Origin of the sequence: Bradyrhizobium oropedii, from assembly GCF_020889685.1 — a bacterium.
Taxonomy (GTDB): Bacteria; Pseudomonadota; Alphaproteobacteria; order Rhizobiales; family Xanthobacteraceae; genus Bradyrhizobium; species Bradyrhizobium oropedii.
In genome coordinates this window covers 1-12,935 of record NZ_JACMYO010000099.1, presented here as the reverse complement: position 1 = coordinate 12,935, position 12,935 = coordinate 1, and the positions used below count along the sequence as shown (strand labels likewise).

The following is a 12,935-nucleotide window of genomic DNA, read 5'->3' as shown; positions in this document are numbered from 1 at the left end:
TCGATGTCCCTGCGCTTGATTGCTGTTTCCGCTCTGGTTGCGGGTCTTGGCCTCGGTGGCGCCGTCATCCCCGGCCTCTGCTCCGAGTCCGACGCGCCGGCCGTTCCGGTACCGCGGGCGATCGCCATGACGACCGGACAGAGCCAGACCGCGCCCGAATTCGCTGGGATCAGCAACTGGTTCAATTCGCAGCCGCTCAAGCTTGCGGATCTGCGCGGCAAGGTCGTGCTGGTGGATTTCTGGACCTATGGCTGCGTCAACTGCGTCAACACGCTGCCGCACGTCACCCAACTTTATTCAAAGTACCGGGATCGCGGCCTGGTCGTGATCGGCGTCCACACGCCGGAATTTCCGTTCGAGCATTCAGCCACCAACGTGCAGGCGGCGCTGAAGCGGCACGGCATCCTCTATCCGGTGGCGCAGGACAACAACTCGCAGACCTGGAACGCCTACGGCAACCAGTATTGGCCGGCGCAATACCTCATCGACCAGAACGGCAAGATCGTCTTCCAGCACGCCGGTGAGGGACAGTACGACGAGATCGACCGCACCGTCGCCCGGCTGCTCAACGCCAACAGCTGATTGGACAATCCGCCCTGTTTGCCGTCACACCTGGCATGCTAAGGTTCATGCCAGGTCGACGACAAGTGGTGGATCATGTTCGAAGGCTGGGATGCGGTCGTACTCGCCCGCGCGCAATTCGCTTTCACGATGTCGTTCCACATCGTGTTTCCCGCATTCTCGATCGGGCTTGCGAGCTATCTCGCGGTGCTGGAAGCGCTGTGGCTTGCCACCAAGCGCGAGGTCTACATCAACCTGTTCAACTACTGGCTGAAGATCTTCGCGGTCGCGTTCGGCATGGGCGTGGTCTCGGGCATCGTGATGTCCTACCAGTTCGGTACCAACTGGTCGTCCTTTGCCGACAAGACCGGGCCGGTGATCGGCCCGATGATGGCCTATGAGGTCTTGACCGCGTTCTTCCTCGAGGCAGGCTTCCTCGGCGTGATGCTGTTCGGGCTCGAACGCGTCGGCCCCAGGCTGCATTTCGTGGCGACGTTGATGGTTGCGATCGGCACGCTGATCTCGGCGTTCTGGATTCTGTCGGCCAATTCCTGGATGCAGACGCCGACCGGCCATGCCGTCAACGCCGACGGCCAGTTCGTCGCCGCCGACTGGCTCAAGGTGATCTTCAATCCATCGTTCCCCTATCGTCTCGTGCACATGGTGCTGGCGGCCTACCTCACCACCTCGCTGGTGGTCGGCGGGGTCGGCGCCTGGCACCTGTTGCGCGACCAGCATCTGGCTGGAGCGCGCGTGATGTTCTCGATGGCGATGTGGATGGCAACCCTGGTGGCGCCGATCCAGATCCTCGCCGGCGACCAGCACGGCCTCAACACGCTGGAGCATCAGCCGGCCAAGGTGATGGCGATGGAAGGCCACTTCCAGAGCCACAAGGACGGCGCGCCGCTGATCCTGTTCGGCTGGCCCGACGAGCGTGATGCCAGGGTGAAATACGCCATCGAAGTGCCGAAGCTGTCGTCGCTGATCCTGAAGCATTCGCTCGACGCGCCGCTCGCCGGCCTCGACACCGTGCCGCGCGAAAACTGGCCGCCGGTGCCGATCACCTTCTGGGCGTTCCGCATCATGGTCGGCCTCGGCTTCCTGATCATGGGGCTCGGCCTGTCCAGCCTGCTGATGCGCTGGCGCGGCCTGATGTACCAGTCGACGCTGCTGCATCGCTTCGCGGTCCTGATGGGTCCGGCCGGCTTCATCGCGGTGCTCGCAGGTTGGATCACCACGGAGACCGGGCGGCAACCGTTCACCGTCTACGGGCTCCTGCGCACCGCCGATTCAGCGTCGCCGCTGGCGGCACCGGCGGTGGGCTCGTCGCTGATCGCCTTCATCATCGTCTATTTCGCCGTGTTCATCGCAGGCGTGATCTACATCCTGCGGCTGATGGCGCAGCCGCCGCACCCCGGCGAGCAAGGCCCGTCGACAAATATCCCCGCCCGCGCAGCCGGCATCACGCCGGCGGCCGGCGCCGTGGAGGGCGCACGATGATCGATCTCACCACGATCTGGGCCTTCATCATCGCCTTTGCCGTGTTCGTCTATGTCGTGATGGACGGCTTCGATCTCGGCCTCGGCATCCTGTTTCCGGTGTTTCCGCAAAAGACCGATCGCGACGTCATCATGAACACGGTGGCGCCGGTGTGGGACGGCAACGAGACCTGGCTGGTGCTCGGCGGCGGCGGCATGATGGCGGCGTTTCCGCTGGCCTATGCGGTGCTGATGCCGGCGCTCTACACGCCCATGATCGCGATGCTGCTCGGCCTCGTGTTCCGCGGCGTCGCTTTCGAATTCCGCTGGCGCACCCAGAAGGCGCGCAACAAATGGGATATCGCCTTCGCGGGCGGCTCGCTGGTCGCGACGCTGGCGCAGGGCATCGCGCTCGGCGCCATCCTGCAGGGCATCCATGTCGAGGGACGCCAATATGCCGGCGGCTGGTGGGATTGGCTGACGCCGTTCAGTGTCCTGACCGGCATTGCGCTCGTGATCGGCTATGCGCTGCTGGGCGCGACCTGGCTGGTGATGAAGACCGAAGGCGAGCTGCGCGACCGCGCCTATCACCTGAGCTGGATCCTGCTGGTCGCGATGCTGTGTGCGATCGGCGCGGTCAGCATCGCAACGCCGTTCCTGGCCGTGCAGTACACCCAGCGCTGGTTCGCCTGGCCCAACATCATCCTCGCCGCGCCGGTGCCGATCGCGGTCGCCGCCGTCACCGCGCTCTTGCTGCGCGCGCTCGGCGACAAGAACGACCACCAGCCGTTCTTCCTGACGCTGGCGCTGTTCGCGCTGTCCTATGCCGGGCTCGGCATCAGCATGTACCCGTACATCGTGCCGCAGAGCATCACGATCTGGCAGGCGGCGGCGCCCGCGAACAGCCAGATCTTCATGCTGGTCGGGGTCTCGATCCTGGTGCCGTTGATCCTCGGCTACACCGCCTGGGCCTATTGGGTGTTCCGCGGCAAGGTGCGTCCCGGTCACGGGTACCATTGATGACACAACCTCTGAATCAGCGCCCGCTCGGGCAGCGCCTGCTGTGGTTCGCAGCGCTCTGGCTCGGCGGCGTCGGCACGGTGGCGCTGGTCTCGTTCGCGTTGCGACTCTGGATCGCGCCGAAATGAGGCCGGCTCGCATGGCGAGCGCCGCCTCTCAATGACAAAAAACAGAAGCATTACAGTGATATAGTGTGACGCCCGCCCTAAACTTGCCATCAAGCTGCCGCTGAGATTTGATGCTGCACGTGATTTGGGTGGAGCAACCATTGGCTGCGCGCCAACAAGGAGAGCTTTGCATGACGAAACTTCGTCACCTGGTCTGGATGTTGATCGCCACGGGCGCGCTCGTGCTGTCGACATCGCAGGGCTTTGCCCAGAGCCGCCCGGACGCCGACGAGCCCGGCCTGGTCGCCGACGACAGCTACGAGCTCGACCCGGAATGGCAGAAGCAGGTCGTTTACTACCGGACCAATGAGGCGCCGGGCACCATCATCGTCTCCACCGCCGAGCGTCATCTCTACCTCGTGCAGGGCAATGGCCGCGCACTCCGCTACGGCATCGGCGTCGGCCGCGATGGTTTCCAGTGGCAGGGGCTCGTGACCATCACCCGCAAGGCCGAATGGCCGGATTGGACCCCGCCGCCGGAAATGATCGCCCGCCAGCCCTATCTGCCGCGCTTCATGGCGGGCGGTCCGGGCAATCCGCTCGGCGCACGCGCGATGTATCTCGGCACCACGGTCTACCGCATCCACGGCACCAACCGGCCCGACACCATCGGCACCGCCATCTCGTCCGGCTGCTTCCGTCTGGTCAACAACGACGTCGCCGACCTCTACAGCCGTGTTCCCGTCGGCACCAAGGTGATCATCCGGCAGAAGCCTGAACTCTGATCTCTACACTCTACCCGCCTTCGATATCCGACCTGTTTTTCCCCCGATCATTCGCGAGAGAGAACCCATGCGTACATTTCGAGGCGGCCTGACGATCGGGCTCGCGGTCGCCGCGCTGGTTGCGGCCGCCGCCATCACCTATGAGCGTTACGACACCCGCACGCTGAAGCGCACCGTGCGTCGCGGCGACGTGCTGTGCGGCGTCAACAAGGGCCTGCCGGGCTTCTCGATCCCGGACGACAAGGGCAACTGGACCGGCTTCGACGTCGACTTCTGCCGCGCGGTGGCGTCGGCGATCTTCGACGATCCGTCGAAGGCGAAGTTCGTTCCGCTCGACGCCAGCGAGCGCTTCAAGGAGTTGCAGAACCGCAAGGTCGACATCCTGTCGCGCAACTCCACCTGGAGCATGTCGCGCGAGACCAATTACGATCTCTATTTCCCGGCGGTCGCCTATTATGACGGCCAGGGCTTCATGATCCCACGCTCGCGCAACATCGATTCCGCGCTCGACCTGAACGGCAGCAAGGTCTGCGTGCAGGCCAACACCACGACGCAGCTCAACCTCGCCGACTATTTCCGTGCCAACAACATGAAGTACACGGAGATGAAGTTCGACAAGCTGGACGATGTCGTAAAGGCCTATGATTCCGGCCAGTGCGACACGCTGACCTCGGACGCCTCGCAACTCTATGCGCTGCGGCTCAACCTCTCCAAGCCGGGCGACCACTTGATCCTGGCCGACATCATCTCCAAGGAGCCGCTGGCGCCGGTGGTCCGGCTGCGCGACGACGACTGGATGATGATCGTGAAGTGGACGCTCTACGCCATGATCAACGCCGAAGAGCTCGGCATCACCTCGAAGAACATCGACGAGGCGCTGAAGTCGAAGAAGCCGGAAGTGATGCGGCTGGTCGGCACCGAAGGCTCCTATGGCGAGGATCTCGGCCTGACCAAGGACTGGGCGGTGCGCATCATCAAGCATGTCGGCAACTACGGCGAGGTCTATGACCGCAACGTCGGCGCAGATTCCAAGCTGAAGATCCCGCGCGGCATGAACCAGCTCTGGAACGCCGGCGGCGTCCAGTACGCGCCGCCGATTCGTTGATCGGTTTTCGTCGTTCCGGGATGCGCCGACAGGCGCAGGCCCGGAACCCATCGAGCAGCAGTGAAGGTGGCGCCATGGATTCCGGGCTCGCGCTTCGCGCGCCCCGGAATGACTGCTAGTATCCCTTGCCGCTCGCCAGTTGGTCGGTGTGGTAGTTGCTGTCGCCGAACAGCTCCTGGCAGACCCGGGCGCGCTTCATGAAGAAGCCGATGTCGAACTGGTCGGTCATGCCCATGCCGCCATGCATCTGCACGCCCTCCTGCACGGCAAGCGTGGCAGTGGTGCCGGCGCGCGCCTTTGCCACCGAGACTGCGGTGGCGGCCTTCGCGATATCGGTATCGAGCGCCTGTAGCGCCTTCAGCACCGCGGCGCGGGTGATCTCGATATCGATATAGAGCTCCGCGGCACGGTGCTGCAGCGCCTGGAATTCGCCGATCGCCTTGCCGAACTGCTTGCGCTCCTTGAGATAGGTCACGGTACGGCCGAACACCTCGTCGGAGAGGCCGACCATTTCGGACGCGACCGCCCCGCGGCCGATATTGAGCACGCCCTCGAGCAACCCAAAGCCCTGATCGACCTCACTGAGCACGCTGTCGGCATCGACCTCGACATTGTCGAACACGATGCGCGCCGCATTGTGCGAATCGACCATCGCGGTGCGCTCGACCGTGAGCCCCTTCGCCTTCGGATCGACCAGGAACAGCGTCAGCCCGTTTTTGTCGCCAGCGCTGCCCGCCGAGCGCGCCGCAACGATCAGGAGGTCGGCGGTGTGGCCGTCGACCACGAAGGCCTTGTCGCCCGACAGCTTGAAGCCGTTGCCGGCGCGCGTCGCCTGCAACTTGGTCTGCAGCGGACGATGCTTGGCACCTTCATCGATCGCCAGCGCCGCCAGCAGCGAGCCGTCGGCGATCTTGGGCAGATGCTGCGCCTTCTGCGCCTCGCTGCCGCCGCGCGACAGTGCCGATGCAGCGAGCACCGAGGTCGAAAGGAATGGCGACGGCATCAAGGTGCGGCCGATCTCTTCCATGACGATGCCGGCTTCGACGCAGCCGAGCCCGCTGCCGCCGAACTGGTCCGGCACCAGGAGGCCGGAGAAGCCCATCTCGGCAAATGTCTTCCAGAGCTCGCGCGAGAAGCCGGTGGTATCCTTGCTGTCGCGCAAGCCGCGCAGATGCGCCACCGGCGCCTTGTCGCTGATGAGACCGCGCGCACTGTCGCGTAGCATGGATTGTTCTTCGGTGAGGACGAGGGCCATGGATGGATTCCGCTCTTCGATAATTCAAATTCAGATGATGTTGATTTCGTCATTCCGGAGCGCGACGTAGTCGCGAGCCCGGAATCCTTACTCCCGATTGTGGTTATGGATTCCGGGCCTGGCCCTTCGGGCCATCCCGGAATGACGCATGGTGAAACCGTGCGTCACGCCCCCGGCAGATCGAGGATGCGCTTGGCGACGATGCCGAGCATCACCTCCGAGGTGCCGCCCTCGATCGAGTTGGCCTTGGTGCGCAGCCAGGCGCGCGGACGGGCGCCGCCTTTGGAGCGATCGCTCTCCCATTCCAGCGCGTCGATGCCGCCGGCCGACATCAGGATCTCGTAGCGCCGCTTGTTGAGCTCGGTGCCGTAATACTTCATCGCCGACGAGAACGCCGGGTGCGACTGTCCGGCCTTGGCGAGATCGACCGCGCGCTCCGCGGCCGCAGCCAGCGCCGCCTCGTCGACCTCGAAGTTCGCGATCTGGCTGCGCAGCTGCGCGTCGTCGAGCCTGCCTTGCGTGTCCGCGCCGACCGAATCGGCGGCGATCTGGCCAAGCGGACGGCCGACGCCGCGCTCGCCCATGCCCGAGATCATCGCGCGCTCATGCTGCAGCAGATATTTCGCGACATCCCAGCCGCGATTGACGGTGCCCACCACATGCGACTTCGGCACGCGGACATTGTCGAAGAAGGTTTCGCAGAACGGCGAGTAACCCGAGATCAGCAGGATCGGTTTGGTCGACACGCCCTTCGAGGCCATGTCGAACAGGATGAAGCTGATGCCGTCGTGCTTCTTCGCCGCCGGATCGGTGCGGACCAGGCAGAAGATCCAGTCGGCATAGTTGGCGTAGGAGGTCCAGATCTTCTGGCCGTTGATGATGTAGTCATCGCCGTCGCCGACCGCGCGGGTCTGCAGCGAGGCAAGGTCGGAGCCGGCGTTCGGCTCGGAATAACCCTGGCACCAGCGGATCAGGCCCGCGGTGATCTTCGGCAGATGCTCCTTCTTCTGCTCCTCGGTGCCGTATTTCAAAAGCGCCGGTCCGAGCATCGAGATGCCGAACGAGGTCAGCGGCTGGCGCGCGCCGATCGCCGCCATCTCCTGGCGGACGATCTTGGCCTCCTCGCCGTCGAGGCCTCCGCCGCCATATTCCTTCGGCCAATGCGGCACGGTCCAGCCCTTGTCGCGCATCCGCTCGAACCAGACGCGCTGCGCCTCGGAGGAGAATTTCGTGTTGCGGCCACCCCAGAAGGTGTCGCCGTCCGAGGTCATCGGCTTGCGCATCTCCGGCGGGCAGTTCTGCTCCAGCCAGGCGCGGGTCTCTGCGCGGAATTTCTCGAGGTCAGCCATGGTGCGTTTCCAGTCAAATTCGACGAATTGGATTCGACCTTAGACCTACGCCGCCGCCGAATTCAATATGCCTCGCGGCGGCGCCATGCTCTGGCGTCGCTACTCACCTTGCGCGATCGGGTGTATCGCCGAGACGGGGTAACGATTGAAAAACAAGAGGAAACGGTCATGCGGCTGAAGCTGCTTTCGCCTAGCGAAATGAACGCCGCCCAGAAAGAAACCTACGACGAGTCGATCGCCGGCAAGCGCGGCGCGCCACCGGCGCCGATGATGGCCTGGCTGAACAGCCCCGAGATGGCACGGCATGCCACGCGGCTCGGCGAGGTGCTGCGCTTCGACACGGTGTTTCCGCCGAAACTGTCGGAGATCGCGATCCTCGTCACCGCGCGACACTGGACCGCGCACTACGAATGGTATGCCCACAAGCGCCTCGCGCTGAAGGGCGGCCTCGATCCGAAGATCATCGAGGACATCCGCGTGCGCCGGACGCCGACCTTCGACGATCCCAAGGCCAGGGTGATCTACGACGTCGCCAAGGCGCTGCACGAAGGTCACGGCCTGCCCAAGGGACTGTATGACGAGGCGGTCGAGGTGCTAAGCCAACGCGGGCTGGTCGAGGTGATCGGTCTCTGCGGCTACTACACGATGGTGTCGATGACGCTGAACACGTTCGAGTTCCAGCTGCCCGGCGGCGAGCTGTCGGAGCTCTGCTAGACCCCGGCGGACCCTGGCGTCTTTCGGAAACGCTGCGTTTCAGGATGGATCGCTCCGGCCACGGCAAATCCGGACTATATCTGGTGGAGAAGCCTTGCCCCTTGACGGCAAGGCAGTGACGCCAACGGAGCCAGGCCATGCCGGAAAATCCCCCCATCATCGCGGGCACGCGGATCGGGCATGTCCACCTCAAGGTCGCCGATCTCGACCGTGCGCTCGGCTTCTATTGCGGCGTGCTCGGCTTCGAGTTGCAGCAGCAGTTGGGCGCGGACGCGGCCTTCATCTCGGCCGGCGGCTATCACCACCACATCGGCCTCAACACCTGGGAGAGCAAGGGCGGCCATCCGCCGCCATCAGGCACCACCGGCCTGTTTCACACCGCCATTCTCTACCCCACCCGCCCGGCGCTCGCCGACGCGCTGCACCGGGTGCTGTCGGCCGGCATCCAGCTCGACGGCGCCAGCGACCACGGCGTCAGCCAGGCGCTTTACCTGCGCGATCCCGACGAGAACGGCGTCGAGCTCTATTGGGATCGGCCCGAGGCCGAATGGCCGCGCAGCGCCGACGGCAAGCTTTCGATGTTCACGCGTCGGCTTGATCTGGAGGATCTGCTGAAGCAGCGTGCGGCGTAATTCCGCACTCCGGATAATTTCGTAGCCCGGATCGCGCTTCGCTGCGTCCGGCTACGGGTGCAGCCACGGGCGCACCAGCCAGCCGGCCGCGTAGAGCCCAAAACCGAACACCGCATGCGTCGCCAGGCTCTGCAGCCGCGCCGACGCAGGTTTCGGCGTGCGGCTCGCGGCAATGCCGGCGCCCAGCGCAGGCTGCATGATCAGGAACGGTGCGGCCACGCTGCCGATGCCGACCATCAAAGCCGGGCCGATCGTCGGCTGCCGCGCCCAGTCGAGGCCGAAGATCGCAAGCAATACGCCGGCAAAGCCGATCCCGATCAGATAATGCGCGGTCCATCCGATCGCCCGTTCACCCGCGACCTGCGGTGACGCGGCGATGCGATCATGACGCAAGCGCCCCGATGCGAGATGGCCGAGCCAGCGCCCGACCAACGCATAGTCCAGCGACGGGATGCCAAGCAGGCGCGTGCGGACCATCCCCCAGATGTCCATCACGATGGTCGCGCCGGTCCCGATCAGCATCGCACTCACCAGATAGTCCACGGTCTCAGCCATGCCCGCCTCCGTGCTCGTCATCGACTTGCGGTGCGACACTCATGATATTCATCCGTCTTGATGCTTGCCTCTGGCAAGCGATAGGCTGCACCCTTGCCAGTTCAAGTGAACTTGAGGTCAAGGGCCATGCGGGACATCGATATCGCGGAGGTGGCGGAACTGTCGGGCGTTCGCGCCTCGACCTTGCGGTTCTATGAGGAGAAAGGCCTGATCGCCTCGCATGGACGGCGCGGGTTGCGCCGCCTGTTCGATCCGGGCGTGCTGGACCGGCTGGCGCTGATCGCACTCGGGCGCGCCTCCGGCTTCTCGCTCGACGAGATCGCAAGAATGTTCGCGCCGGACGGAAAGCCGCGCATCGACCGGAAAATGCTTGCCGCCAAGGCCGACGATCTCGACCGCACGATCCGCAGGCTCAACGCGATGCGCGACGGCCTGCGCCACGCCGCCGTCTGTCCGGCACCGAGCCACATGGAATGTCCGACGTTCCGCCGCCTGCTGCGGGTCGCGGCAGCCGGCAAGATCGGTGAGCCGAAGAAGGCGAGGACGTCACGTCGCAAGAATGCATGACGAACCGTAGCCGCAGCGCAGCGAAATCCGGGTTATGTCCCCGGATTGCGCTGCGCTTCATCCGGGCTACTTCGCTTTCATCATGATCGTCGCCGCCGCGATCAGCTCGAGGCCGATGCAGCCGTAGAACGGCAGCGTATAGCTGCCGGAGAGATCGTGCAGCAACCCGATCACGCCGGGGCCGAAAGCATAGGTGATCTGGTTGATCGCGGTGATCAGGCTGACCAGCACGCCGAACGCGCGCGGATCGAATTCGCGCTGGACGATCAGCGCCGGCAGCGTGATCAGATTGCCGACGGAGAAGCCGAACAGCGCGCAGGCGGCGATCTGCGCGAGATCGTTGTGCACGTTGATGATGATGACGAGCGCAATCGCCTGGCTGACAAAGGACAGCGCCGACGCCAGCCGCTGGTTGAGCTGGTCGATCACGAAGGAGAAAGAGACGCGGCCGACCACGGCCATCGCGGTCAGCAGCGCCATCGCCACCGTCGCGCGCTCGCGGCCGATCACCTGATCGAGATAGGCGATCAGGTGAACGATGAAGCCGACCTGGGCGAACAGCACCAGCGCGAAGGCGATCGAGACCGAGAGGAAGCGGATGTCGCGCAGCGCCCGGGCGCGCACCTGGGTTGCCGACGGCGCATCGGCGGCCGCTGAAGTCATCGCGTGCAGATGCACCGGTGGTCGCCCGACGAAGATCAGGATGACCGGCACCATCACCACGACGAGCAGCACCGCTGCCGCGATCATCGCGCCGGAGAAGCCGAAAGCGCCGATCCCTGTTACCAGCAGCGGCACGCCGACGATGCCGCCGAAGCTGGCGCCGTTCAGCGCGAGGCTGATCGCCATGCCGCGCTTCTTGTCGAACCACAGGCCGAGCGTGTTGGTGATGATGCCGAGGCTCGTCCCCGCCCAGCCGAACGCCAGCAGCGCATCGGCGAGATAGAGCTGCCAGGGGGCACGCACCTCACCGATCGCAATCGCCGCGATCGCCATTGCGAAGGTGCCTGCGATCAGGCAGGCGCGCGCGCCGAACGCCTTGATCGCCTCGCTGACGAAGGCAACCAGCGCAGCGCCGAACAGATAGAAGAAGGTCGTGCCCGACGAGATCAGCGACGCCGGCCAGCCGTGCAGCCGCTGCAACTCGGCGACATAGACGCTCTGTCCGTAGAAGCCCAATCCCCAGCCGAAAGTCGCAAGCAGGAAGCAGACGACAACGATGCGCCAGCCTTCATAACCAAGCGAGGACTCGTCTGCTTGCGTGGGCGATGATGCGTCCATTTCTTGCTCTTGCTTCTCACATCGTCGGGGCCGGACTAATCCGTTCCCACGATGTGAGCAGCCTTGCAAGCCGATCATTTCGAAGCTGATCGAAGTGTCAGCAATTGGCAGCAGGTCAGATGCTGGGATCCGGGATTTCTTCCATCGCGCGCAATTTCGCTCGCCGCTTGGCGAACGAGGCCAGCGACAGCACGGCAAGCCCAAGCAGCACCGGCGGAAACACCACCATGTTGACAGCGTTCCAGCCGTAATGCGCCAGCAGCTGGCCCGACGAGAACGAGCCGATCGCCATCATGCCGAAGACAAGGAAATCGTTGAAGGCCTGCACCTTGTTGCGTTCTTGCGGCCGGTGCGTTTCCAGCACCAGTGCGGACGCGCCGACGAATGCGAAGTTCCAGCCGATCCCGAGCACGAACAGCGTCGCCCAGAAGTGCGGCGCTGATATGCCCGACAGCCCGATCATCGCGGCGACCGCCTCGAGCGCCAGCCCGAGCGCGACGATGGCCGGCGCACCGAACCGCGCGATCAGCGAGCCGGTGAAGAAGCTCGGACCATACATCGCCACGATGTGCCACTGGATGCCGAAGTTGGAATCGCTGACCGACAGTCCGCACATCTTCATCGCGAGCGGCGCCGAGGTCATCACCAGATTCATCATCGGATAGGCGATCACGCCGCACAGCGCCGCGGCAATGAAGCGCGGCTGTTTGGCGATCTCGAGCAAGGGGCGGCCGCCATGCAGATCGGCTGCCGCGGGTTTCGGCGCGTCGACACCCGAGAGCACCGCCATCGCCACCAGTGCGACCAGCGCCTGCATCACGAAGGAGAACGCGAACAGATAAGGCGGCCAGATGTCCATGGTCCACTGCACGAGCTGCGGCCCGAGCACACCGGCGAAGACGCCGCCGGCCATCACCCAAGACACCGCCTTGGGCCGGAACGCGACGCTGGCGCCGTCCGCCGCCGCGAAGCGATAGGACTGCGCGACGGCGCCGTAGAGCCCGCCGAGGAAGGTCGCGCCGCAGAACAGCCAGAACGATGAATGCAGGATCGCCCAGGCGCCGAGCGCGCCGGTGAGCGTGCCGCAGAAGGTGCCGATGATGAAGGCGACGCGCCGGCCATAGGCGCGCGAGATCGCGCCGGTCGGCAACGTGCCGGCGGCAAGCCCGAGCACATACATCGAGAGCGGCACGGTGGCGAGCGAAACGCTCGGCGCCAGCGTCGCGCCGACGATCGAGCCGGTGGCGAAGATCACGGCCGAATTGGCGCCGGTCAGCGCCTGCGCCGCCGCAAGCCGCCACACATTGCTGCGCGCCCGCGCATCATCGCTCGCTTCGTCCGCAGCTGTCACGTCGATCATCGGAATTCCCGCCCTGAAGCCCCGGCGGGAGCCTCCAAATCCCGGGCACTATGGAGAGCGGGTGCGCGCCGATCAACCAGCGCAAACGGACGTAGGCCATGCGGGAGGCGCACGGGGGATTGCTCCGTTCTCCTGTCGTGCAGACTTGGCACTTCTATTAGTCCCG

General features: G+C 64.8%; 14 protein-coding genes. 9 read left to right on the top strand and 5 right to left on the bottom strand.

Translation table 11 applies throughout. The annotated features are described in order from the left end of the window. Positions 1-3 precede the first annotated feature (3 nt). From H8A95_RS25380 to H8A95_RS25355, 6 genes are all read left to right on the top strand, one after another. Positions 4-582, top strand: a complete 579-nt coding sequence (locus H8A95_RS25380) for a thioredoxin family protein (RefSeq protein WP_229185593.1) — start codon at positions 4-6, stop codon at positions 580-582. Between the two features lie 75 nt (positions 583-657). After that, positions 658-2,061: a cytochrome ubiquinol oxidase subunit I gene (locus H8A95_RS25375; RefSeq protein WP_229185591.1), complete on the top strand. Its 1,404-nt coding sequence runs from the start codon at positions 658-660 to the stop codon at positions 2,059-2,061. Further along, positions 2,058-3,059, top strand: coding sequence for a cytochrome d ubiquinol oxidase subunit II (gene cydB / locus H8A95_RS25370; protein WP_229185589.1), 1,002 nt, complete (start codon positions 2,058-2,060; stop codon positions 3,057-3,059). Before H8A95_RS25375 ends, cydB begins: the two co-directional genes overlap by 4 nt. Continuing rightward, positions 3,059-3,187 carry a DUF2474 domain-containing protein gene (locus H8A95_RS25365; RefSeq protein ID WP_229185588.1) on the top strand — a complete coding sequence of 43 codons (129 nt, stop codon included), beginning with the start codon at positions 3,059-3,061 and terminating at the stop codon, positions 3,185-3,187. Before cydB ends, H8A95_RS25365 begins: the two co-directional genes overlap by 1 nt. A 170-nt stretch (positions 3,188-3,357) precedes the next feature. Next, positions 3,358-3,951 carry a L,D-transpeptidase gene (locus H8A95_RS25360; RefSeq protein WP_229185587.1) on the top strand — a complete coding sequence of 198 codons (594 nt, stop codon included), beginning with the start codon at positions 3,358-3,360 and terminating at the stop codon, positions 3,949-3,951. 67 nt (positions 3,952-4,018) lie between these two features. Further along, complete coding sequence (locus H8A95_RS25355; RefSeq protein WP_229185585.1) at positions 4,019-5,056, top strand: amino acid ABC transporter substrate-binding protein; 1,038 nt, start codon at positions 4,019-4,021, stop codon at positions 5,054-5,056. A 115-nt stretch (positions 5,057-5,171) separates the two neighbouring features. On the opposite strand, the gene H8A95_RS25350 is transcribed toward H8A95_RS25355, so the two are convergent. Both H8A95_RS25350 and H8A95_RS25345 read right to left on the bottom strand, forming a co-directional pair. Beyond that, complete coding sequence (locus tag H8A95_RS25350) at positions 5,172-6,311, bottom strand: acyl-CoA dehydrogenase family protein (RefSeq protein WP_229185583.1); 1,140 nt, start codon at positions 6,309-6,311, stop codon at positions 5,172-5,174. Positions 6,312-6,475: 164 nt separating this feature from the next. Further along, the gene (locus tag H8A95_RS25345) at positions 6,476-7,660 is read right to left on the bottom strand and encodes an acyl-CoA dehydrogenase family protein (RefSeq protein WP_229185581.1); all 1,185 of its coding nucleotides are present in this window, start codon (positions 7,658-7,660) and stop codon (positions 6,476-6,478) included. A gap of 168 nt (positions 7,661-7,828) precedes the next feature. On the opposite strand from H8A95_RS25345, the gene H8A95_RS25340 reads away from it, so the two are divergent. Both H8A95_RS25340 and H8A95_RS25335 read left to right on the top strand, forming a co-directional pair. Next, positions 7,829-8,374, top strand: coding sequence for a carboxymuconolactone decarboxylase family protein (locus tag H8A95_RS25340; protein WP_212054295.1), 546 nt, complete (start codon positions 7,829-7,831; stop codon positions 8,372-8,374). 137 nt (positions 8,375-8,511) lie between these two features. Continuing rightward, a complete protein-coding gene (locus tag H8A95_RS25335; protein WP_229185580.1) occupies positions 8,512-9,006 on the top strand; it encodes a VOC family protein in 495 nt (164 codons plus the stop codon). Between the two features lie 51 nt (positions 9,007-9,057). Here H8A95_RS25335 and H8A95_RS25330 read toward each other — a convergent pair whose 3' ends face one another. Next, on the bottom strand, positions 9,058-9,561 hold the full coding sequence (locus tag H8A95_RS25330; protein ID WP_229185578.1) for a DUF2938 domain-containing protein: 504 nt from the start codon (positions 9,559-9,561) through the stop codon (positions 9,058-9,060). 126 nt (positions 9,562-9,687) lie between these two features. Between H8A95_RS25330 and H8A95_RS25325 the strand changes: the two genes are divergently transcribed. Continuing rightward, positions 9,688-10,128: a helix-turn-helix domain-containing protein gene (locus H8A95_RS25325; protein ID WP_229185576.1), complete on the top strand. Its 441-nt coding sequence runs from the start codon at positions 9,688-9,690 to the stop codon at positions 10,126-10,128. Positions 10,129-10,194: 66 nt separating this feature from the next. Here H8A95_RS25325 and H8A95_RS25320 read toward each other — a convergent pair whose 3' ends face one another. Together H8A95_RS25320 and H8A95_RS25315 are read right to left on the bottom strand one after the other, a co-directional pair. Beyond that, positions 10,195-11,409, bottom strand: coding sequence for an MFS transporter (locus H8A95_RS25320; RefSeq protein ID WP_229185575.1), 1,215 nt, complete (start codon positions 11,407-11,409; stop codon positions 10,195-10,197). A gap of 115 nt (positions 11,410-11,524) precedes the next feature. Beyond that, positions 11,525-12,769 carry an MFS transporter gene (locus H8A95_RS25315; protein ID WP_229185574.1) on the bottom strand — a complete coding sequence of 415 codons (1,245 nt, stop codon included), beginning with the start codon at positions 12,767-12,769 and terminating at the stop codon, positions 11,525-11,527. Between the last annotated feature and the right edge of the window lie 166 nt (positions 12,770-12,935).